18 protein-coding genes are annotated in these 22,374 nt (G+C 38.7%); 8 read left to right on the forward strand and 10 right to left on the reverse strand.

Annotation, left to right across the window (positions count from 1 at the left end; genetic code table 11):
* Window positions 1-48: 48 nt before the first annotated feature.
* Window positions 49-492, reverse strand: coding sequence for a flavodoxin (locus QMQ21_RS05590; protein WP_001162128.1), 444 nt, complete (start codon window positions 490-492; stop codon window positions 49-51).
* Window positions 493-595: 103 nt separating this feature from the next.
* On the opposite strand from QMQ21_RS05590, the gene QMQ21_RS05595 reads away from it, so the two are divergent.
* Window positions 596-1,531 (forward strand): DHH family phosphoesterase, encoded by a 936-nt coding sequence (locus QMQ21_RS05595; protein WP_049516590.1) that lies wholly within the window; start codon window positions 596-598, stop codon window positions 1,529-1,531.
* 95 nt (window positions 1,532-1,626) lie between these two features.
* Window positions 1,627-1,869 (forward strand): type B 50S ribosomal protein L31, encoded by a 243-nt coding sequence (locus tag QMQ21_RS05600; protein ID WP_000710764.1) that lies wholly within the window; start codon window positions 1,627-1,629, stop codon window positions 1,867-1,869.
* A 146-nt stretch (window positions 1,870-2,015) separates the two neighbouring features.
* Here QMQ21_RS05600 and QMQ21_RS19440 read toward each other — a convergent pair whose 3' ends face one another.
* The gene (locus QMQ21_RS19440) at window positions 2,016-2,552 is read right to left on the reverse strand and encodes a helix-turn-helix domain-containing protein (protein ID WP_080977774.1); all 537 of its coding nucleotides are present in this window, start codon (window positions 2,550-2,552) and stop codon (window positions 2,016-2,018) included.
* Window positions 2,553-2,766: 214 nt separating this feature from the next.
* On the opposite strand from QMQ21_RS19440, the gene QMQ21_RS05615 reads away from it, so the two are divergent.
* On the forward strand, window positions 2,767-3,066 hold the full coding sequence (locus QMQ21_RS05615; RefSeq protein ID WP_000981526.1) for a YbaB/EbfC family nucleoid-associated protein: 300 nt from the start codon (window positions 2,767-2,769) through the stop codon (window positions 3,064-3,066).
* 72 nt (window positions 3,067-3,138) lie between these two features.
* Here QMQ21_RS05615 and QMQ21_RS05620 read toward each other — a convergent pair whose 3' ends face one another.
* The 7 genes from QMQ21_RS05620 to glmU all read right to left on the reverse strand — a co-directional run bounded on the left by QMQ21_RS05620 (window position 3,139) and on the right by glmU (window position 9,139).
* Window positions 3,139-4,902: a glycerophosphoryl diester phosphodiesterase membrane domain-containing protein gene (locus QMQ21_RS05620; protein WP_000801741.1), complete on the reverse strand. Its 1,764-nt coding sequence runs from the start codon at window positions 4,900-4,902 to the stop codon at window positions 3,139-3,141.
* An 8-nt stretch (window positions 4,903-4,910) separates the two neighbouring features.
* Window positions 4,911-5,501, reverse strand: a complete 591-nt coding sequence (locus tag QMQ21_RS05625) for a 3'-5' exonuclease (RefSeq protein WP_261814077.1) — start codon at window positions 5,499-5,501, stop codon at window positions 4,911-4,913.
* A 103-nt stretch (window positions 5,502-5,604) separates the two neighbouring features.
* A complete protein-coding gene (rocS, locus tag QMQ21_RS05630) occupies window positions 5,605-6,096 on the reverse strand; it encodes a chromosome segregation protein RocS (protein WP_000021242.1) in 492 nt (163 codons plus the stop codon).
* Between the two features lie 76 nt (window positions 6,097-6,172).
* Window positions 6,173-6,865 (reverse strand): 5'-methylthioadenosine/adenosylhomocysteine nucleosidase, encoded by a 693-nt coding sequence (locus QMQ21_RS05635; RefSeq protein ID WP_000689785.1) that lies wholly within the window; start codon window positions 6,863-6,865, stop codon window positions 6,173-6,175.
* A 16-nt stretch (window positions 6,866-6,881) separates the two neighbouring features.
* Window positions 6,882-7,193 (reverse strand): cell wall synthase accessory phosphoprotein MacP, encoded by a 312-nt coding sequence (gene macP, locus QMQ21_RS05640; RefSeq protein WP_000517861.1) that lies wholly within the window; start codon window positions 7,191-7,193, stop codon window positions 6,882-6,884.
* Between the two features lie 11 nt (window positions 7,194-7,204).
* Window positions 7,205-7,750: an NUDIX hydrolase gene (locus QMQ21_RS05645; protein ID WP_000393819.1), complete on the reverse strand. Its 546-nt coding sequence runs from the start codon at window positions 7,748-7,750 to the stop codon at window positions 7,205-7,207.
* Window positions 7,751-7,759: 9 nt separating this feature from the next.
* Window positions 7,760-9,139 (reverse strand): bifunctional UDP-N-acetylglucosamine diphosphorylase/glucosamine-1-phosphate N-acetyltransferase GlmU, encoded by a 1,380-nt coding sequence (glmU, locus tag QMQ21_RS05650; RefSeq protein ID WP_261814078.1) that lies wholly within the window; start codon window positions 9,137-9,139, stop codon window positions 7,760-7,762.
* A gap of 154 nt (window positions 9,140-9,293) precedes the next feature.
* Here glmU and QMQ21_RS05655 point away from each other — a divergent pair, with 154 nt between their 5' ends.
* The 5 genes from QMQ21_RS05655 to lysS all read left to right on the forward strand — a co-directional run bounded on the left by QMQ21_RS05655 (window position 9,294) and on the right by lysS (window position 13,758).
* Window positions 9,294-10,094: a glycoside hydrolase family 25 protein gene (locus QMQ21_RS05655; RefSeq protein WP_049547264.1), complete on the forward strand. Its 801-nt coding sequence runs from the start codon at window positions 9,294-9,296 to the stop codon at window positions 10,092-10,094.
* A 94-nt stretch (window positions 10,095-10,188) separates the two neighbouring features.
* Window positions 10,189-11,031: a DUF368 domain-containing protein gene (locus QMQ21_RS05660; RefSeq protein ID WP_078238385.1), complete on the forward strand. Its 843-nt coding sequence runs from the start codon at window positions 10,189-10,191 to the stop codon at window positions 11,029-11,031.
* Window positions 11,031-11,513, forward strand: coding sequence for an aminoacyl-tRNA deacylase (locus QMQ21_RS05665; RefSeq protein ID WP_214614719.1), 483 nt, complete (start codon window positions 11,031-11,033; stop codon window positions 11,511-11,513). Before QMQ21_RS05660 ends, QMQ21_RS05665 begins: the two co-directional genes overlap by 1 nt.
* The gene (locus QMQ21_RS05670; protein WP_261013839.1) at window positions 11,513-12,130 is read left to right on the forward strand and encodes a histidine phosphatase family protein; all 618 of its coding nucleotides are present in this window, start codon (window positions 11,513-11,515) and stop codon (window positions 12,128-12,130) included. Before QMQ21_RS05665 ends, QMQ21_RS05670 begins: the two co-directional genes overlap by 1 nt.
* Before the next feature lie 137 nt (window positions 12,131-12,267).
* Window positions 12,268-13,758: a lysine--tRNA ligase gene (gene lysS / locus QMQ21_RS05675; protein WP_284524730.1), complete on the forward strand. Its 1,491-nt coding sequence runs from the start codon at window positions 12,268-12,270 to the stop codon at window positions 13,756-13,758.
* A gap of 111 nt (window positions 13,759-13,869) precedes the next feature.
* On the opposite strand, the gene QMQ21_RS05680 is transcribed toward lysS, so the two are convergent.
* Window positions 13,870-22,248 carry a Rib/alpha-like domain-containing protein gene (locus tag QMQ21_RS05680; protein WP_261814079.1) on the reverse strand — a complete coding sequence of 2,793 codons (8,379 nt, stop codon included), beginning with the start codon at window positions 22,246-22,248 and terminating at the stop codon, window positions 13,870-13,872.
* Window positions 22,249-22,374: the final 126 nt, after the last annotated feature.

A 22,374-nucleotide genomic window follows, 5' to 3' on the forward strand; every position in this document is an offset into this window, starting at 1 on the left:
CACGATAAGAAAAATGCACTGATTGATTGCATCAGCGCACTTTTATGCTTATCCTACTTTAGCAGCCAATTCTTCTGCGAATTGTTCCAAGCGTTCGATATCTTCTTCCTCGGCAGAAAGGTCAACTTTAACACACTCTGAACCTTTTTCTGCCCCTGTTGACACAAAGACACGGTCAAAGTCATCAACAGCCTTACAGAATTCATCGTAGAAGGTATCTCCTGAACCAACCACTCCGTAGATTTTACCATTCAAGTTTAGGTCTGCAAGGTCTTCGTAGAAGTCCATCATCTCATCTGGCAATTCTCCATCACCATAAGTATAGGTCGCAACGATAGCGATGTCTGCTTCCAAGAAGTCTGAAGCGTCAACAGTTGTACATTCATCAACATCAACATCCAAGCCCAAGTCACGTAATTTGTCTGCTACAATATCTGCAATTTCTTCGGTATTACCGGTCATACTGGCAAATACAATTTTTGCTAATGCCATATCGTCCTCCTCAATTTATCTTTCTCCATTATATCACATCTTTTTCATTTTAAAAATAAAAATTCTTGTGCTACAATGAAATGAGAAAGAATTGAGGTTATTTATGGACATTTGCCATCAAATTTTAGAAAAAATTAAAGAATACGACACGATTATCATTCACCGTCATATGAAACCAGACCCTGATGCCTTGGGAAGTCAGGTGGGATTGAAAGCCTTGCTGGAACATCATTTCCCAGAAAAAACCATTAAATCTGTTGGTTTTGATGAACCAACTCTCACTTGGATGGCTGAAATGGATCTTGTTGAAGATAGTGCCTACCAAGGCGCCCTTGTCATCGTCTGTGATACGGCCAATACTGCTCGTATTGATGATAAACGCTATAGTCAAGGTGATTTTCTCATTAAGATTGACCACCATCCAAATGATGATGTATACGGTGACCTATCTTGGGTGGATACAAGTTCAAGCAGTGCTAGCGAGATGATTACCCTATTTGCAGAAACAAGCCAACTGGCCTTGTCAGATCGAGCTGCTGAGCTACTTTTTGCAGGAATTGTTGGTGATACAGGTCGTTTCCTCTACCCTTCTACCACTGCACGCACCCTCCGCCTGGCTGCCTCTCTGAGAGAACAGAACTTTGACTTTGCAGCTCTCACTCGCAAAATGGACACTATGAGCTACAAAATTGCTAAACTTCAAGGCTACATCTACGACCATCTGGAAGTGGATGAAAATGGTGCAGCTCGCGTCATCCTGAATCAAGAAGTCTTGAAACAATTCAATGTTACCGATGCTGAAACTGCAGCCATTGTCGGTGCACCTGGACGCATTGACAGTGTAAGTCTCTGGGGAATTTTTGTGGAGCAGGCTGATGGTCACTACCGTGTTCGCTTACGCAGTAAAATTCATCCTATCAATGAAATTGCCAAGGAACATCATGGCGGAGGCCACCCCCTAGCAAGTGGCGCCAATTCCTATAGCCTAGAGGAAAACGAAATCATCTACCAAAAGTTAAAAAACTTGCTTAAAAACTGATAAAATACTTGCCAAACTTTTCAGAATCTGATAGACTAGTATGGTAACAATCTATGGCTCGCAAAGAGACCATGGCAGAAAGGAAATATTGCAAAATGAAAAAAGATATCCATCCAGAATATCGCCCAGTTGTCTTCATGGACACAACTACTGGTTACCAATTCCTTAGCGGTTCAACAAAACGCTCTAACGAAACAGTTGAGTTCGAAGGCGAAACTTACCCATTGATCCGTGTGGAAATTTCATCAGACTCACACCCATTCTACACTGGACGTCAAAAGTTCACTCAAGCAGATGGACGCGTGGATCGTTTCAACAAAAAATACGGTCTCAAATAATGATAAAAAGACAGCTTCGGCTGTTCTTTTTTCTTTCTTGAAATCAACTGCTGTTTTCATGTTTCAAACTCAAAAAAACTTTGTACTCTCGATAGCCACACAATGGTTTCCAGAGTACAAAGTTTTTTATTAGACTTCCTGCGAAACTAGAATTCTAGTTCACAGTTGATAATTCCAGCAATAAAATTCATTCGTAATCCAAAGCGTTTACGTTGATTTCGATAGGTTGTTGAAAACATTTTAAACGTTTTTACTTTGGCAAAAATATTCTCAACCTTGATTCTCTCTTTAGATAGCATATGATTATAGGATTTATCTTCAAGAGTTAGTGGCTTAAGTTTGCTTGATTTCCTCGGAGTTTGCGCTTGTGAATACATCTTCATGAGTCCTTGATAACCACTGTCAGCAAAGACTTTACCAGCTTGTCCGATATTTCTGCGACTCATTTTGAACAATTTCATATCGTGGCAATCATTACAGACAAAGGGAGCTTTATCGAGTAGAGGGCAAGGAAGGTTGTTAGAAGTGGAGTCTCTAATTTGTTTATTTCGTTTGACTTCTTTAGAAACAGTAGACGGGTCTTTTAGAATAAGTTGCCCGATAGATTTGAAGGTTTCACCGCGCTCTAAGTCTAATTGGATATCATTACGGTCTGAAAGGGTAAGGTGTTTATGTTTTGTCATAGTAGACCTCATTTCTAACTCAAACGTCTCACACTTAATTCCACCATAAAAATCCGTTTTAGACTAATTTCCACTTCGGCTAGCCAAGTGGAAGTTACTTTGAGAAGTTACCCCAAGCACAATTCTTATATTCTCTCAGAAAAAGATTAGACTTTTAACCCCAAAATTGATAAAATAAAAAAGAAAATAAGATAAAAGGAAACTGAAAATCACCATGATGAACATGCAAAATATGATGCGCCAAGCACAAAAACTTCAAAAACAGATGGAACAAAGCCAAGCAGAACTTGCTGCTATGCAATTTGTTGGCAAATCTGCTCAAGACCTTGTCCAAGCGACCTTAACTGGTGACAAAAAAGTTGTCAGCATTGACTTTAATCCAGCTGTCGTTGACCCTGAAGACCTTGAAACTCTTTCAGATATGACTGTTCAAGCCATCAACTCTGCTCTTGAACAAATCGATGAAACTACCAAGAAAAAACTGGGTGCTTTCGCTGGAAAATTGCCATTCTAAGCATAAGAAAAACAAGCATTCAAGAGAATACTTGCCTATCATGGGAGGAACAACTGTTCCTCTTTTTGCTTACTAAAAATTAAAGAATTCCATGGCCTGTTTGAACAGTAAATCCGTATACTCTGGGTCTTCTTGGGCAATGGTAACCTGATCTTGAATCATTTCCAAGTCATCCGTTATCATGCCGTCTGCACCCAAATGAACAGATTTATCAAAGGACTCTGAACTATTGATGGTCCACACGTACAATTTCTGATCGGTATTCCAAAGCTTGTTGACAAAATTTTCATCCAAGGTTGAATACTCCATAGTATAACCTGTGGCCTTGGTTCTTGGAAAAATACTATTGTAAGGTAGGATGAAATAGACTGGAATTTGAGAATCGTAAGCTAGTACCTGGTCAATCACATGATAATCCAAAGACTGCATTTGGTGACCATTCTGCTTAAGAACAGTTCCATATTTTTCCATAAAGCGTTTCATCATATCTGGGCTATCTTTTCGACTGGTTTTAATTTCAATAAGGAGTTTTTGATGTAATTCATTGGCTTTATTGAGATAATCATCAAAACTAGACACCTTGCTATGATAACCATTTTCTGAAATATCAAGTTTGGTTAATTCTTCCAAAGTGAGATCCTGAGGATTGGCATTAACACCTGTCAAATTTTTGATATTGGCATCATGCATCATGATAAACTGGCCATCTTTTGTTTCCTGAACATCCGTCTCAACAAAGTCTGGAGATAACTGAGCGGTTTTTTCTAGTGATTGGACTGTATTTTGCACACCATTCTTATTAGATACTCCCCTGTGAGAGATAATCAAAGGTTTATTGGCAACTGGAGCTTCTAAATAAACATAACCCTCAAGAGCGAAAAAGATAGCAGCACATCCCATCACTCCCCACCTCATCCAGTGGTCTTTCTTTCTCCTTGGTGTGATTTCTAATTCTTCTCCTGTTAAGAAGGAAACAAACTTAATGAGAAAGTAAGTCAAGGCCATATAGTGGAAATTCTTGATTAAAACAAAGTTGATAATTCCCAGCACAAGAGATTCCTTATGGGTCAAACCATCCATCAGTGCCTGACTTGCCAAGATTGGAATCAATAAAAGAATGAAAAATATGTAGGTTTTGACGATAATCCAAAGCAAGTTCCAAATATAAAACCAGGAGTGCTTTCTTGTCTTCTCTAGACTGTATCTGACTGCTTCTTTGACTGTTTTTTTCTCAAATAAAAGCTGAGGTAGGGCAAACATGAAACGCACTGAAATGTAAAATAGAAGTAAAGCCAGAATAGTAACCACTATACCTACTAGCCAATACTTGTCTTCCACATAATCAACGATAAAGTCCGGAATGACAATTTTATTTAGGTAGTAAATCTTTAAAATCTTTCGAATCAATGGAAAGAGCATCATGACATAAAAGAAGATAAAGGCTATCTTGGAAAGTGTCGCTTGCTTCATAAACAAGAAACTTTGGCGAAAGACCTTACGACTGTACTCTAGCAAAGTTCTCTTTTCATGATAGAGGAGGTGCCGGGCTCCGATAAAGAGAAGTCCTATCTGGTAATAGGCGATCAATAAATTAACGATTACCAAAATAAATAAAGCAAGACTAACAAATGGCGAACCCTTTATAATGGCAAAAATATTGTTGTAGGATAGAAAGAGATAACCTGTCTGACGGAGCAAAAGTCCAGCAATCCAAGAATTTGACGGTAACCAGACAAACTCAATCATCATAAAAGTCAAGAAAAATAGAAAAAGTATTTTATCTAGATTAAAGTATATCTGCTTAAAACCTAGATTTTTAGGTTTTTCAGGTTTCATAGGCACTCCTAGTCAAATAATTGAGACAAGTCCAAGCCTCCAAAAGGATTGTTTGAAAGACTACTTTCTGTCTCTAACAATTCTCTAGCTTGGTCTGACTCTAGAAAGGACTCGTAAACACGCGCTGTCATACGAGCATCCTCTAAGCTATTATGAGACTGACCTTGAAATCCAAGAAACGAGGCAACGGTTTGCAATTTGAGATTGGCAATACCGTGTAAATCCGAACTCCGACGTTCAAAAGCTTCATCATACAAGTCCACCTTATACTGCTGACTGTAGTCTAAACCATGATCCGCTAAAATAGGTAGATCACTTTTAGCAGCATTGTAGCCAACCATGGGTAAAGAACCCACAAACTCTTGGAAATCTTTTATAACTTTCTCCACTGGAGGAGCATCTTTTAAGGTTTCAGCTGTAATTCCAGTCAAACCATTGATAAAACTCTTTAGAGGCACACTAGTATGGACATAGGAATCATAGGCATCGATTTCCTGACCATATCTAAAACGCACTGCCGATATTTGAATCAAGTGTGTTTGTCCTTCATGCTGATTAAATTCTAAGTCAAAAGCAATGTAATCTTCTAATCGTTCCATTCTATACCTCTCCTATACTGTTATTTTACTTGATCAACTATACTATTTAGATTAGAAATAAAAGAAGCCATCAGGTTAGCATTTAACCTAAACAGCTCCTTGATTATCCTCCAAATAAACGAGCAAAAAAGCCTTTCTTAGTGGATTGGACTTCTTCTTTTGCTTGGTCCAGCTCTAGCTTAAGATTTTCTTGATCCTTCATGGCTTGAAGGGTCAATTGTTGCTGCTGATCCAGTTGTTTATCTTTCTCAGCAATCTGACGATCTTTGATGCGCATTTGCTCATCTTTTTCTGATAACTGACGATCCTTGGCTTTTAATTGTTCATAGAGACGAAGAATTTCTGCATTCTTCTCATCCACTAGAATCTCCATCAGTTCACGTTGCTTGACATCTTCACTGACAGGCTCATCTTCAAAAATCGTTTTTTTATAGATTTCTTCTAGCTTAATCAAGCCACTTCGGGTAACGACTGTTACCCCTTTGTCATTTTTATCTGTGTCTTCTTCTGGTAATTCTTTGACACGGTTATTGATTGCTTGGCGAGATAATCCTAAGACCTCTGCAATCTCACTGACGGTCATTTCAATACTCATAATATCCTCTGAAACGTTTTCTAGCTTTTCTTTACTTAAATCTTATCATAAGCTAGAAAAACTGTCAAATTTTCGCTTAATCTAAGGCCTTCAAAAAGGCTAATAAGACTTGGGCAGAGCGACGTCCAGCTTCGATAATAAACTCATCAAAAGAGATGTTTGCTTCATGATTGGCATTGTCACTCATAGCTCGGATAACTAAGACTGGAAGATTAAGAGCATGCGCTGCCTGAGCAATAGCTGCCCCCTCCATCTCAACGGCTAAAACTTCTGGGAAATGAGACTTAATCGCTTCTATCTTGTCATTTCCTGCAACAAAACTATCTCCTGTAGCAATCAATCCAAGATGCCATTTTTGGTCCAATCGAGATAAACTCTCTTGGATTTGAGCAATAAAAGTTTTATCTGATTCAAAATAAAGCGGTTGTTGTGCCATTTGTCCATAAGCATAGCCAAAAGCTGTAACATCCACATCATGATAGGCTAATTTGTCAGCAATCACAACATCCCCAACAGCAATACCTTCTGCTACTGCCCCAGCTGATCCTGTGTTAATCAAAGCATCCACTTGAAAATGATCAGCCAAAATCGCCACACTCATAGCAGACATGACCTTACCAATTCCACTTTCTACAAGAACGACTTTATGAGAAGCAATGGTTCCTGTGTGATAGGTATTGCCTAAAACAACTTGCTCCTGGGCATTGTCTAAATGCTGGACCAGATAAGCCAGTTCTTCTGGCATAGCCGCAATAATTCCTATTTTCATTTCAATTCCTTTTCTATTACAAAAGTTTCATTGCTAAGACAAGCAAAATTAAGAGAAAGATGACTGCAAATAAGATTTTATTCAGTTTAGAATTGAAGACATTTCTCTTAGTATTTTCAATGCGACGGCTTTTATGAATAGACGGTTCGACCTGAATCTTCAAGGTTTCCTGGCTAAAACCATGATCCTTAGGATTGGCATAACCAAAACGGGAAGAAGAGGTTGGTAAAATTTTTGTCTCCTCATCATCTAGCAAAGGAGGACCTGAAATTTTTTCGCCTCTATTAGCTCTTTCAATCATTTCATCCGTTAATAAAGGTTTACCCATACTGACCTCCTCTATTTTTTTTGCAATTCCCAATACTGAACAGCCATAATCGTCTTGGCATCACAGATATGACCTGATTGGATCAATTCCTTGGCTTCCTCTAAGCTAACTTCAAGGACTTCCAAGGTCTCATCTTCATCCTGCGGACGCGGATTTTCCACTTTCGTCAAATCGCTTGCTCGGTATAGTTTTAATTTTTCATTACAAAAGCCAATGGCTGAGTAAAAATCGTACAAGAGTTCTAATTTCCCTGTGTAGGCTGTTTCTTCCTCTAATTCACGAAGAGCTGCTGCAACAGGGTCTGTATTTTCTCCTACTTCCAACTTTCCGGCTGGAATTTCGTAAGAGACAGCCTCGATGGCTTTGCGGTACTGCTTGACCAAGATGAGTTTTTGTTCATCTGTTACTGCTAAAACACAGACAGCCCCATTGTGGAAAATCAAATCACGTTGGGCAGTTCCCTTACCTTCTGGTAATTCAACCTGATCTTGGACCAGTTTAAAAATTGGCCCTTGATAGATTTCTTTTCGGCTAAGCGTTTTTTCTTCAAATTCCATGACAGACTCCTACTGATTATTAGGATGATGAGGAAGGCGTGTTGCATATTCGTCTTTATTGACCTGACGTCCACGACCAATAGCAATAGCATCCGCTGGAACGTCTTTGGTAATAGTTGAACCCGCACCAACGAGGGAATTGTCACCAAGTTCTACTGGCGCAATAATGGTTGAATTTGAACCAACAAAGACATTGTTGCCAATGACTGTTTTGTATTTGTTTTTACCGTCATAGTTGACTGTAATGGTTCCAGCACCGAAATTAACCTTGCTACCCACTTCACAGTTTCCGATATAAGTCAAATGACCAGCCTTAGTATTCTCGCCGATAGAAGAACCTTTCACCTCAACAAAGTTACCAATATGGACTTGGGCACCTAGAGATGAACCTGGACGAATGTGGGCATAAGGACCGACTGTCACACCGTCTGCAACACTACTTTCCTCAATCATAGAGTTGGTAATAACAGCTCCTGCTCCGATAGTGCTATCCACCACATAAGTTCCATTTGTCAAAACAGTCTCAGCACCAATTTTCGTGTGACCTTTTAAGGTAACATTGGCTTCGATTTGAACTTCGGGAGCAATCTCAACATCAATATCGATATAAGTTGCTTCTGGATTGACAAAGCTAACACCATTGACCATGTGTTGGTGATTGATGCGGCGACGCATAACCGACTCAGCTGTCGCAAGTGCTACACGGTCATTTACTCCAAGACTCTCATCAAAATCTTTCAAAGTATAAGCGCCAACTTTTTCACCAGCTTCTCGGAAAATGCCAATGACATCTGTGATATAGTATTCACCTTGAGCGTTGTTGGTATTGATATTTTTCAAAGCCTCAAACAAACGCTCGTTATCAAAAATATATGTTCCAGTGTTGATTTCCTTGATTTGCTTTTCAAAATCTGTAGCATCCTTCTGCTCAACAATACGAAGGACCTCCGCATTGTCATTACGAACAATTCGTCCATAGCCAAAAGGATTATCCGTTTCAGCAGTCAAGATAGTGGCCACATTTTTATGATTGATGTGAAAATCAATCAAGTTTTTCAAGCTTTCACCTGTGATTAAAGGAGTATCCCCTGCAATGACCAAGGTGTGACCTGACAAACCTTCTAAGATAGGCTCCGTCATCATAACTGCATGGCCAGTACCCAACTGTTCAGATTGAGTCACAAATTCTGTCTGTCCAGCCAAGACCTGCTCAACCAATTCCGCCTTGTGTCCTACAACTGTTACTGTCTTTTCAGGTTGGATAGCTCCCACACTACGGAAAACATGTTCCAGCATAGAAATACCCGCAACCTTGTGCAACACTTTTGGCAAATCAGATTTCATGCGAGTCCCTTTACCCGCTGCTAAAATAATGGCATAATTTGACATAATCTTCTCTTTTCTCTAGAAATTCCCTTTTATTATACCATATTTCAAATCATTCCGCGCTCTTGAATGAAAAAATGCTCTAAAGTCCTTTCTTAACCCATTTTTTAAGTATTTTTTTTGATTTTTTCTCATTTTTAAGGTAAAATTATGAGGTATGAGAAAGAAAATAAATCCGCTTATTATGTTTGGTTTTTTTGGGATTATGATTTTCATTTTAATCCTGAATCGCCCTCGTTTTGAGGACCATCCTGTAAAAACAAAGTCAAATATCGCGCAAGTAGAAACGCAAGCGCTACACAATATAGATAAACCGGTAATTGATGTTTCTGGTTGGCAGCGTCCTGAGGAAATCAATTACGATACTCTGTCCCAAAACATTTCTGGAGCTATTGTTCGCGTCCATAGTGGTGCTCAAACGTCCAAAGAGAACGATGCTTCCTATGTTAATGGTGTTGATAAGGCCTTTAAAACCCATATCACTGAGTTTCAAAAACGAAATGTCCCAGTTGCTGTCTATGCCTATGTAGCCGGAAAAAATGTCCAGGAGATGGAAAAAGCTGCTGAGGTATTCTATAACGCCTCTTCTCCATACAGTCCAAGTTACTATTGGCTAGACGTGGAAGAAAAAACCATGTCTAATATGAACGACGGTGTTGAAGCCTTCCGAGCAAAGCTTGAATCACTGGGTGCTAAAAATATCGGAATCTACGTTGGGGTCTACTTCATGGAAGAGCACAGTATTGATACAGATAAGTTTACGTCTGTTTGGATTCCTTCCTATGGTTCTGACTCAGGATTTTACGAAGCTACTCCTAAAACTGATTTAGATTACGACATTCACCAGTACACGTCTAAAGGAAAAATTGCTGGCTTTGACCACGATTTGGATATCAACGTTATCTCTGCCTTAAAGAACAAAGAAGAAACCTTTAGAAAACTCTTTTTAAAACCTTAAAAGCATTTGTTTATCATTTGCTTTTTATTTTTGTGTTTGATTGTGATACAATATAGTAAGGATTTTTTGAAATAGAAATAGTTGGAGGAAAAATATGCTCTCATGGTTAGCACGTGTTATTAAAGGGATTGTCATTGCTCTTGGATTTATCTTACCGGGAATTTCCGGAGGGGTTCTAGCAGCAATCTTAGGAATTTATGAACGAATGATTGGCTTTCTAGCCCATCCCTTTAAAGACTTTAAAGAAAATGTTTTGTACTTTATTCCAGTTGCCATCGGTATGCTTCTGGGAATCGGATTATTTTCCTACCCGATTGAATACCTGCTTGAAAATTATCAGGTCTTTGTCTTATGGAGCTTTGCGGGTGCCATCATTGGTACAGTTCCTAGCCTTCTCAAAGAATCAACTCGAGAATCTGACCGAGACAAGATTGATTTAGCTTGGTTCTGGACAACCTTTATCATTTCTGGATTAGGACTCTACGCCTTAAATTTTGTTGTTGGAACCTTAAGTGCCAGCTTTCTTAATTTCGTCCTAGCTGGTGCACTGCTGGCTCTTGGCGTATTAGTTCCTGGCCTCAGTCCATCAAATCTCCTTTTGATTTTGGGTCTCTATGCTCCTATGTTGACTGGTTTTAAAACCTTTGACCTCTTGGGAACCTTCTTCCCGATTGGAATCGGAGCAGGCGCAACTCTCATTATTTTTTCAAAATTGATGGATTATGCCTTAAACAACTACCACTCACGCGTCTATCATTTCATCATCGGAATCGTCTTATCAAGTACTCTTTTGATCTTGATTCCAAATGCAGGAAACGCTGAAAGTATCCAATACACAGGTCTTTCACTTGTTGGGTATGTCATCATCGCCTTCTTCTTTGCACTTGGAATCTGGCTTGGTATTTGGATGAGTCAATTGGAGGATAAATATAAATAATGGCAAAAAAAGTTAAAATCAAAAAAACATTGGTGGAACAAATTCTGTCTAAAGCAGGTATCCCACATCAGGGGATTCAAATCAATGCCCTAGAAGGAGAACTTCCTCAAGGTTATGAACGAGATCAGATTTTCAAAACCTTGGCGCTTTTGGGAGATAAAACAGGACCGATTATCGGAATTGTCCCTATCACCCAACACTTGTCTGAAAAGAAACTAGCCAAAATTTCTGGCAATAAAAAAGTGAGCATGATTCCACAAAAGGACTTGGAAAAAACAACTGGTTACATTCATGGAGCCAATAATCCTGTCGGTATTCGTCAGAAACACAATTATCCCATTTTTATCGATAGGATTGCTCTAGACTTGGAACAAATGATTGTCTCTGCAGGCGAGGTCGGTCACAGCATTATCGTCGCACCACAAGACTTGGCTAACTTTGTAAAAGCTGACTTTGCAGATATCTTGGAGGACAGCAAATAATGAAACTCTACTTTGTCCGCCACGGTCGTACAGTATGGAACCAAGAAGGACGCTTTCAAGGTGCTAGTGGAGATTCTCCCCTTCTTCCTGAATCCATTGAAACCCTAAAACGACTAGGCCAGTATCTCAAGGATGTTCCTTTCGATCAGATTTATTCAAGTGATTTACCTCGAGCGGTCAAATCTGCTGAAATTATCCAAAGTCAACTCCAGACCCCCTGTCCTTTAGAAAGTGTTCCTAATCTCCGTGAATGGCAGCTGGGGAAGTTGGAAGGTTTGAAAATTGCAACCTTGGAATCTATTTACCCGCAACAAATCAAAGCTTTCCGATCTAACCTTGCTCAATTTGACACTCAAATGTTTGGAGCCGAGTCCCTCTATAGCACTACGCAACGGACTATCCAATTTATCAAATCATTAAAAGATAGTCCAGCTGAGCGTATTCTAATTGTCGGACACGGCGCCAATCTTACTGCCAGTCTTCGTACTCTTCTAGGTTACAAAGAGCCACTTCTTCGTAAAGATGGCGGTCTAGCAAATGCCAGCCTAACCATTCTAGAAACCCATGACTTTGAAACATTTACCCTTGATACTTGGAATGATACTTCCTATCAATAACAGAACTTGATTTTAGCGTCAAGTTCTTTTTAGTTTTGAAAGATTATCCGTGAATTTCTTGCTTATTTATGATAAAATGGGAGTATCGCAAAAAATGACTCATCGTATTCAATTTTGAGTAAAACTAGGAGGATCCCATGTCAACAGAACATATGGAAGAACTAAATGACCAGCAGATCGTTCGCCGTGAAAAAATGGCTGCGCTCCGTGAACAAGGAATCGATCCTTTCGGAAAACGCTTTGAACGCACTGCAAATTCACAAGAATTAAAAGATAAATATGCCGACCTCGATAAAGAACAATTACATGATAAAAATGAAACAGCTACTATCGCAGGACGCTTGGTAACCAAACGGGGTAAAGGTAAAGTAGGTTTTGCCCACCTTCAAGACCGCGAAGGTCAAATCCAGATTTACGTTCGTAAGGATGCTGTCGGTGAAGAAAACTACGATATCTTCAAAAAAGCAGACCTTGGTGACTTCCTTGGTGTCGAAGGTGAAGTGATGCGTACAGATATGGGAGAACTCTCTATCAAAGCTACTCACATCACTCACTTATCTAAAGCACTCCGCCCACTTCCTGAGAAATTCCACGGTTTGACAGACGTTGAAACAATTTACCGTAAACGTTACCTTGACTTGATTTCTAACCGGGAAAGCTTTGAGCGCTTTGTCACTCGTTCAAAAATCATTTCTGAAATCCGTCGTTACCTTGATCAAAAAGGTTTCCTTGAAGTCGAAACACCTGTTCTTCACAATGAAGCTGGTGGTGCTGCTGCCCGTCCATTTATCACCCACCATAATGCCCAAAACATTGACATGGTGCTTCGTATCGCGACTGAGCTTCACTTAAAACGCCTTATCGTGGGTGGTATGGAGCGTGTCTATGAAATCGGCCGTATCTTCCGTAACGAAGGAATGGATGCCACTCATAACCCTGAGTTTACTTCTATCGAAGTTTACCAAGCTTATGCAGACTTCCAAGACATCATGGACTTAACTGAAGGTATTATCCAACACGCTGCTAAAGCTGTTAAAGGCGACGGCCCAGTTAACTACCAAGGCACTGAAATCAAAATCAATGAACCATTTAAGCGTGTTCACATGGTGGATGCTATCAAAGAAATTACTGGTGTCGATTTCTGGCAAGACATGACTTTCGAGGAAGCCAAAGCTATCGCTGCTGAGAAGAAAGTTCCAGTTGAGAAACACTATACTGAAGTTGGTCACATTATCAATGCCTTCTTTGAAGAGTTTGTTGAAGAAACTTTAATCCAACCAACCTTTGTCTATGGACATCCAGTAGCTGTATCTCCACTTGCTAAGAAAAATCCTGAAGACGAACGCTTTACTGACCGTTTCGAGCTCTTCATCATGACTAAGGAGTACGGTAATGCCTTTACTGAACTCAACGACCCAATCGACCAACTTAGCCGTTTTGAAGCCCAAGCTAAAGCTAAAGAACTTGGTGACGATGAAGCAACAGGTATCGACTACGACTATATCGAAGCCCTTGAATACGGTATGCCTCCAACAGGTGGTTTAGGAATCGGTATCGACCGTCTCTGCATGCTCCTCACTGATACAACTACTATCCGTGATGTATTGCTCTTCCCAACAATGAAATAATCTCTTGTCCTCTGGTACTTGCCAGAGGATTTTTTCTCAGTAAAAAGAAATAGACTGAAGTTTTCACCTCAGTCTATTTTTCTATCGGACTTTAGAAAGGAAATTTCTTTCTTAGTCTTCTTTTTTCTTACGAGTTACAAGTCCAAATGCACCCAACATTCCAAGAAGTCCAAGACTAGCTAGACCAGCCTTATCTTCTGTACCAGTATTTGGTAATTCCTTCTTATCATTGGATATAGTTGTTTCAGCTACTTGTTTAGATTCTGTTCGACTTACCTGAGTTGGATTAACTACTGGTTTATCTGGATCTGTAGGACGAACTGGCGAAACAGGTTGCTCAGAACGAGTTGAAGTAACTACTTTCTTATAGGTATGAATCACATTGCCATTTTTATCTGTTTTAGTACCAATATATTCATAACCTTCTAAAGTCTTAGGTCCATGGCTACCATTTTCTTCTGGAGAAATTTCTTTACCATCACCATCTTGGTAACGTGTTACGATATGAGTAGCTGAACTACCATTATTTCCTTGATTATTAACATGATTAGATTTAGGAGTGACTTTCACAGGAACATCCACTGTCACTTTACGTCCGTCTGGCAACTCTAATTCTACTGTTACAGATGGTTTGTCACCAGGTGTATTTGTTGTTGGAATTTCTCCAACTTTAGTAATCTTCCATCCTTCTGGAAGGTCCACATGTTTTTTCACTTCATCTTCAGTAATCGGTGTTCCAACTTCCACTACAATAGGAGTTACTGTCGGTGTTACGATAATTGGTACCTCTACTTCAATAATTTCTCCAGTTGGAACTTTAATCTTCACTTTAACGCTTGGTTTCACTCCAGCAGGAATTGTTGTTGGGATTTCTCCTACTTCAATAATTTCCCATCCTGGTTCTTTTGGAAGATCGATATGCCCTTTCACATCGTCTGGTGTGATTGGTGTTCCTTGTGGTACAACAATTTGTCTTACGGTTGGCGTAACGATGACTGGTACATCGACAGTAATCTTACGACCATCTGGTAATTCAATCTCTACTGGAACGACTGGTTTTGTTCCTGGTGTAGTTGTTGTTGGAATTTCTCCTACTTTTGTTACCTTCCATCCATTTGGTAATTCAATATGTTTCTGAACATCTTCTGGCGTAACTGGTGTTCCTACTTGAACTACTACAGGTGTTACTTTCGATGTTACGATTACTGGAATGTTCATCGTTACTCGAATTCCATTTGGTAATTCAATCTCTACTGGGATACTTGGTCTTTCCCCTGGAACATCCGTTGTAGGTTTATCTCCAATAGAAATAACTTTGACTCCTTTTGGAATGTGTTTTTCAACATCCTCAGCAGTAATTGGATCTCCTTGTTTTTTAACAATATCTTCAATAGGTGTAACATTTACTGGAATTTCTACAGTCACAACTTTACCGTTTGGTAATGTAATCGTTACTTTTACAGGATCCTTCTTACCTGGTGTTGTTAAGTCTGGAATGTTTTCTACCTTAGTTGTTGCTCCTTCTGGTACTTTGATTTGTTTTAAAATATCCTCTGGAGTCAATTTAGCTGTTGTGACTGGTGTTTCAATTGGTGTAATTGGTGTTACATTCACTGGTACGTCTACTGTCACTACTTTGCCATTTGGTAATTCCACAGTTACTTTCACTGGGTCTTTCTTACCTGGTGTTGTTAAATCTGGAATATTTTCTACTTTCGTTACTTTTCCACCTTCTGGAATTGTAATTCCTTTAGTGTAATCTTCTTGTGTTAATGGTGTTGTCGTTACTGGTGTTTCGATTTCCTTAACAGGCGTTACATTTACAGGAACATCCACTGTTACTACTTTACCATTTGGTAATGTTACAGTTACTTTCACCGGATCTTTCTTACCTGGTGTTGTTAAATCTGGAATGTTTTCAACCTTAGTAACCTTACCACCTTCTGGAATCTTAATTCCTTTAGTATAATCGTCCGGTGTTAATGGTGTGGTTGTTACTGGTGTCTCGATTTCCTTAACTGGTGTTACTGTTACTGGTACGTCTACTGTCACTACTTTACCATTTGGTAATGTTACTGTTACCTTCACTGGATCTTTCTTACCTGGCGTTGTTAAGTCTGGAAGATCTCCTACCTTAGTAGTTGCTCCTTCTGGTACTTTGATTTGTTTTAAAATATCCTCTGGAGTCAATTTAGCTGTTGTGACTGGTGTTTCGATTTCCTTAATTGGTGTTACATTTACCGGCACTTCTACTGTAATCACTTTTCCATTTGGTAATGTAATCGTTACTTTTACAGGATCCTTCTTACCAGGCGTTGTTAAGTCTGGAATGTTTTCTACCTTACTTGTTGCTCCTTCTGGTACTTTGATTTGTTTTAAAATATCCTCTGGAGTCAATTTAGCTGTTGTGACTGGTGTTTCAATTTCCTTAACAGGCGTTACATTTACTGGAACATCCACTGTCACTACTTTGCCATTTGGTAATGTTACTGTTACCTTCACTAGATCTTTCTTACCTGGCGTTGTTAAGTCTGGAAGATCTCCTACCTTAGTAGTTGCTCCTTCTGGTACTTTAATTTGTTTTAATACATCCTCTGGAGTCAATTTTTCTGTTGTAACTGGTGTTTCGATTTCCTTAATTGGTGTGACTGTTACAGGAATATCTACAGTATAAGATTTACCATTTGGTAATGTAATCGTTACTTTTACAGGAGTTTTTTCTCCAGGTGTTGTTAAATCCGGTAAGTCTCCTACTTTAGCTGTTGCTCCGTCTGGAATATTTAGACCTCTAATATAGTCTTCTTCTTTTAACGGCGTATTTGTTACTGGTGTTTCAATCGGTGTTGGTTTTGTTTCAACTACTTTAATAGTAGCTGGAACTTCTACTAACACTTTCCCATCTTTATCTTTTACAACTACAGTAACTGGCTTATCACCTGGTGTTGATCCATCATATGGAGTTGCTTGTCCTTCTGGAACTTTGTATTCGAACGTTGAACCTTCTGGATAGTCACTTGGTGTGATACTATCTTCAGCTTTAGGTTTATCTTTATCTTCAGCATTTACTGGAGTTAATTGTTCTTTACCTTGAACGACTTTAATCTTCGCAGGTACTTCTACAATTGTATCTCCATCTGAATCTTTCACGACTACAGTAACATCTTTTTCTCCTGGTGTTGTTCCATCATATGGAGTTGTTTGTCCTTCTGGGGTCTTGTATTCAAAAGTTGAACCTTCTGGATAATCATCTGGTGTAATGCTATCTTGTGGTTTTGGTTTCTTATCACTTTCAGCATTCACTGGAACATATTGTGTCTTAGGTTCTACGACTACGATTGTTGCTGGAATTTCTGCGATTGGTTGTCCATTCAGTTTAGCTACTACCGTTACAGGTTTATCACCTGGTGTTGTTGTATCTACTGGAGTGTTATCTTTATATTCAAATGTTGTTCCAGTTGGGAAATCATTTGGATTAATGTTTTCTTTTGGATCTGGCTGTTTCTTAGCTGGGTCTACTGGTACATATTTAGGATAACCTTCCACTACACGAACTGTAGATGGCACTTCAACTAATACCTTATCCCCTTGTTTCACAACAACGGTAACTTTCTTATCACCTGGTTTAGATGTATCTACTTCTTCTTTATACTCAAATGTTGCATCATCTGGGTAATCATTCGAATCAATGCTATCTTCAGGTGATGGTTGTTTCTTACCTTCATCTACTGGAACAATTTGTGGGTAACCTTGTACAACTTTCACTTTTGTTGGTACTTCTACAAGTGTATCATTTCCATCTTTTGCAATGACAACTACATCTTTTTCTCCTGGTGTTGTTGTATCTACTGGAGTCTTATACTCAAATGTTGTTCCTTCTGGGTATTGTTCTGGATCAATGCTCTTAGCTGCATCCGGTTGTGGTTTGCTTGGATCTGCTACTACGTATTGTGTCTTAGGATCTACAACTACTACTTTCGCAGGAACTTCTGCAATTGGTTGACCATTTAACTTAGCTACAACAGTTACATCTTTTTCACCTGCAGTTGTTGTATCTACTGGTGTTTTGTATTCAAATGTTGTGCCATCTGGATATTCTCCTGGTGTAACACTATCTTTCGCTTCAGGTTGTTTCTTAGCTGGATTTGCTTCTACAAATTGTGGTGTACTATCAACTACACGTACAGTTGCTGGTACTTCAACGATTGTATTTCCTTGTGGATCAAGTACTTCAACAATCACATTCTTATCACCAGTTGTTGTTACATCGATTGGAGATGTTTGCCCATCTGGAGTCTTATATCTAAATGTAGATCCTTCTGGATAATCTGTTTTATCAATGCTCTTTTCTGGATCTGGTTGTTTGTTGTTTTCATCAACTGGGACGATTTGTGGTATACCTTCAACTACTGTAACTGGTACTTTAACAGTTGTTGTTTTCTCTTCATCATCTACAATGTATTTAACAGTCACATCCACTTCAGTATCATCTGTTAAGTCAGGGACTGTTACTGTAGCTGTTTTATCAATTTCAACTCTAGCACCTTGTGGTAGTTTACCTGTAAATGTTCCATCAGCAATCGCTTTTTCAGCTTGAGCAAGTACTTTTTCTTTTGCTTTTTCTTTGTCGCCATTTTTAGGAACAAGAATTTCATCTGCTTCTGGTTTTGGTAAAACTGTTACTGGAACTTTCACTGTTTCGGTTAACTTACCATTATCATATGTTACCGGGATTGTCGCTTCTTTATTTCCTGCTTTAGCAGTAATATCTTCAGCAATGACAGGTTCACCTTTTGTTCCGTCTGTACCTGGTGTTACAGCACCTTTCACATCATCTTTTGTAACAGTGTCCCCTTCAAATACTACTAATTTCTTAGCTGTTGAACCTACTACTGTTACTGGGACTGTTACTTCTCTAGTTGCAACTACTTTACCATCTTTTACATACTCTACAACTGCTGTTGCTGGCTTTTGTACTCCAGTTGCTGTTGTTTCCGGTACTGTTCCTGCTTTAACTTCTTTAACTCTTACAATTACACCATCTGGCAATTTATCAGTTGGAACTGCAGTTGCTGCTTCTACTGCTTTCGCTTTAACTGCTTCATCTAAACCAGTGCTATCTTTAAGAACTGTTACACCTGTTGGTTCTACTTTTGGTAAAACTACAACATCTACTTTAGTTTCTACAGGAATTGTTTCAGTTCCTTTTGTATAAGTTACTGTTGCTGGCACTTCTAGTGTTTGACCTGCTTTTTTAGCTGTTGTAGGAATATCTGCAATATCGTTTTTAGTTGCAGTAAAACCGTCTACAGCTGTAGGGTTTACTTTTTCTTTCAACTGATCATTTGTTACTGCATCATCTTCAACTGTATACAATTTATTCGTTTCTTGATCTTTTACAGTAATTGTATAGGTAGTTGAATTCACTGCAGTTTCGGCACCTTTATTTGTTCCAGTATCCGTTTCAGTATCTGCAGTAACGATATTTCCGTTACTATCTTTTACTTCAACTTTAACTGTGTAAGTACCTACTTCTGATAATTTAACAGTTGCTGCTTCTGCTGCACTGCTATATTCTGTTACTGTTCCTGAAGGAGATGTTAACGTTACTTTTGTAACTGTTGTTTCCTTTTTATTTGGAGCAGTTGTCGCATCATCTTCTGTATCTGTAATTGTTACTGCAGCTGATTTTTGTTTTACTAAATCTACTGTAGCACCTTTTACAGTAGTATATAAACTTGAGCTAATAGACGGAGCATCATTTAATATAGACGCTTTATCTGAAGAACTTGCTGTTTCTACTGCATCAACTGTTCCTTTAAATCCTGATGTAGTTGAAATCGTCCACTTATCTCCAGTTTTTGTTGCTGTTACAGTAGAATTATCATCAGCAGACCATTTATTTAATCCTTTATCATATTTAACAGTTACAACCATTCCTTTATTAGTATCAGTTGCTGAATCTGCTGAACTGTTCGCCGTATTTTCTTTTTTATAGGTCGTTAATGTACGAGATACATTATTAACGGCTGTAACTTTTCCTTCTGCGTTTAATGTACGAGTATATTCGTAAACATTAAAGATTGTTTCCCCATCTTTATTCACATCAACATATAGGTCGCGTTTTAACCATGTTGTTGTACCGTCACTGTTAGGAGTTTTCTTCTCAGCAGTCTCACCAGATAATTCCCAACGACCACTAGTTTTATTGAATGTTGCTGCTACATTTTCTCCTAGTTGCGTTTTTAATGTTACTTCGGCTCGTGTAAACGTTGCTGTAATATTTTCACTATTTGCAGTTACGTTAATCGTATCTGTTGCGGCATTTGCTGTTGCTGTTGGAAGAACTTTTAGATTGAAAGTTTCACCAACTGTACCAATTTCATCATTGACGTTTACAGCAGTATTTGTTGTTTCTGATACAACCCATTTACCATCTTTAGCAACAATTTTTGTATTTGTTCCATCTGGTAATGTAATTGTCGCTTCTGAAGCCCCTTTAGAAATTGTAATCGGAACTTCTGTATCGTAAGCATGTACATTTTTTACAGATACTGAAGGTGCAATTTTAAATGTTGCGTGTGCGTATGCCTCATTGGCATTTGTCTCTTGATAATCTCTTGCATAGATTGAAACTCGATAAATCCCAGCTTCAGTCGGTGTTCCTTTAAATCCATTTGGATTATTTTCAGTCATATCATCAGATGCAATTGTGAAGCCGACACCTGGAATTTTCGTCTCATTTCCCGTTAATTCTGTAGGCGTAGCAGCACCAGTACCTGTCGTTCCTGTAATCTTCGCTCCAGAAACACCAAGAATAGCACGTCCTACAGTTTCTGTAATTGTAGTTGTACGTCCAATTGGGGTTCCATTTTCATTCGTTAAAGTATAAGAAACTCTTCTATTATTTGGTACCCCAGCATGCGAAGCTCCAGCATCTCGATATTCTACTGGAACAGTTAGTGCTTCTCCAACTTTCCCTTCTTTAACAGTATCGTTAATTTCTAGTGTAGGTGGGGTTCCATCTTTCCATGCTGTTCCACCAAATCTATGATCATCTAATGGAACAGTAATACTTTTACCTGTAACAGTGTTTTTAAACGTTACGCGTGCTTTTAATTGTTGATAGTTAAATGGACTTCTATGCGTTACAACCCCTTGCACACTATCTGTTGCTTTGTCATAAAATAAACCATTCGGGAAATTGGACACATTGAAATCTGAAACAGTCCAACCAGCCTTTTTAGCAGCTTCTGTTACTTCAATACGTTTACTTACATCTTTAATGTATACTTTATCAATACCTTGTTCATATCCAAGTTTATAGATACTAGAAAGCAGATATTCATAAGGTCCACTTCCATAGTAAGTTGCTGGAATTTGACTTGAAATACTAGTTCCATTATACCTTAGCTTTCCACGCCATAGTGGAGCTTCTTCTATAATTTTTTGGACTTCTTCAGCAGGAAGTTTCAATCCATAGTCAATACGAGCCTTTACATCACTCTCTTTACCATCATAAGTATAGTTAGATGGTCCAGGACTAAGTCTTGTACCAGCTCTTTGATCAGAGAACACTCTAAACTCTAAGTCAGCAGCATCTGCTATTTTCTCTGGAGTATTAACACCTAAATCACCTTGACCTGGATGGCGACTTCCGAACGGCATTGTATAGGTATCCCAACCAGTAAAGTTTTCTCGTGATACTGTACTTGTGCTTCCGATAATATTTTTCGCAGTTGGTTGCGCTGGATTTGTTGGTGTGATTGTATCACTAGTTCCTGTAGTTGTTGTAGAAGTAGTTGCTGCATCGTTGTTAGATGAGTCAGTTCTAAACCCACTTTCCCCTTTTCCTGGAATCTCTTTTTCATTTCTTGGATCTTGGTTTTTATTTACTTTTTCTTCTTCAGTTGTCTCTGATTTGATACTGTTTAAAATGATAAGGCTACTTGAAAGTTGTTTAGCAAGTGCATCAACTTTTGACTGTGTTTTTGTATCATCATTTAAAAGCTCTTTTGCTTTATTAACCAAATTTTTAGCATCATCAATGACTGATTTTGTTTTCTTGCCTTCAGTTAATTGACTCAATCTACTTTCAGCTTTAGCAACTAAATCTTCTAACGATGCTGTATTAATAGCAACTTTTTCCGTCACTACATTTGGAGTTTCAGCTTCACTGGCTTGTTTGTCAGTAGCAGACTCCTTTACAGAAGTATTATTTTGTCCATCGGGCTCTTTAGCAGTAACAAATTCTTGTCCAGTAACTTCCTTAGAGGTTTCCGAGGACTTATCAGTTAGATTTTGAGGATTTTGAACTTCTGTATGTTCTGAATTGGTTAATTGTTCAGCCGCTTGGACGCTTCCTCCACCAAGGAAAAACAGTCCAGTAGCTACAGCCACACTAGCCGCACCAAAACTAACCTTACGAATACTGTAACGTGTGAATTTTTCCACCTGCGATTGACGAACATATCGTCCTTTAGAATTAAACATAAATAGATTCCTCCAACATAATATGAATTGTTAATATATGATACTTTGATGTAAAAAATAACTTTAAATCACAAATAAATATAGTAATATGTCATCTTTCCACTTAATATATTATCGAACAATAAT

The organism is Streptococcus bouchesdurhonensis (assembly GCF_948472335.1).

Coding starts and splice junctions, on each gene's coding strand:
- QMQ21_RS05590 (WP_001162128.1), bottom strand. CDS start 492: ATGGCATTAGCAAAAATTGTATTTGCCAGTATGACCGGTAATACCGAA.
- QMQ21_RS05595 (WP_049516590.1), top strand. CDS start 596: ATGGACATTTGCCATCAAATTTTAGAAAAAATTAAAGAATACGACACG.
- QMQ21_RS05600 (WP_000710764.1), top strand. CDS start 1,627: ATGAAAAAAGATATCCATCCAGAATATCGCCCAGTTGTCTTCATGGAC.
- QMQ21_RS19440 (WP_080977774.1), bottom strand. CDS start 2,552: ATGACAAAACATAAACACCTTACCCTTTCAGACCGTAATGATATCCAA.
- QMQ21_RS05615 (WP_000981526.1), top strand. CDS start 2,767: ATGATGAACATGCAAAATATGATGCGCCAAGCACAAAAACTTCAAAAA.
- QMQ21_RS05620 (WP_000801741.1), bottom strand. CDS start 4,902: ATGAAACCTGAAAAACCTAAAAATCTAGGTTTTAAGCAGATATACTTT.
- QMQ21_RS05625 (WP_261814077.1), bottom strand. CDS start 5,501: ATGGAACGATTAGAAGATTACATTGCTTTTGACTTAGAATTTAATCAG.
- rocS (WP_000021242.1), bottom strand. CDS start 6,096: ATGAGTATTGAAATGACCGTCAGTGAGATTGCAGAGGTCTTAGGATTA.
- QMQ21_RS05635 (WP_000689785.1), bottom strand. CDS start 6,865: ATGAAAATAGGAATTATTGCGGCTATGCCAGAAGAACTGGCTTATCTG.
- macP (WP_000517861.1), bottom strand. CDS start 7,193: ATGGGTAAACCTTTATTAACGGATGAAATGATTGAAAGAGCTAATAGA.
- QMQ21_RS05645 (WP_000393819.1), bottom strand. CDS start 7,750: ATGGAATTTGAAGAAAAAACGCTTAGCCGAAAAGAAATCTATCAAGGG.
- glmU (WP_261814078.1), bottom strand. CDS start 9,139: ATGTCAAATTATGCCATTATTTTAGCAGCGGGTAAAGGGACTCGCATG.
- QMQ21_RS05655 (WP_049547264.1), top strand. CDS start 9,294: ATGAGAAAGAAAATAAATCCGCTTATTATGTTTGGTTTTTTTGGGATT.
- QMQ21_RS05660 (WP_078238385.1), top strand. CDS start 10,189: ATGCTCTCATGGTTAGCACGTGTTATTAAAGGGATTGTCATTGCTCTT.
- QMQ21_RS05665 (WP_214614719.1), top strand. CDS start 11,031: ATGGCAAAAAAAGTTAAAATCAAAAAAACATTGGTGGAACAAATTCTG.
- QMQ21_RS05670 (WP_261013839.1), top strand. CDS start 11,513: ATGAAACTCTACTTTGTCCGCCACGGTCGTACAGTATGGAACCAAGAA.
- lysS (WP_284524730.1), top strand. CDS start 12,268: ATGTCAACAGAACATATGGAAGAACTAAATGACCAGCAGATCGTTCGC.
- QMQ21_RS05680 (WP_261814079.1), bottom strand. CDS start 22,248: ATGTTTAATTCTAAAGGACGATATGTTCGTCAATCGCAGGTGGAAAAA.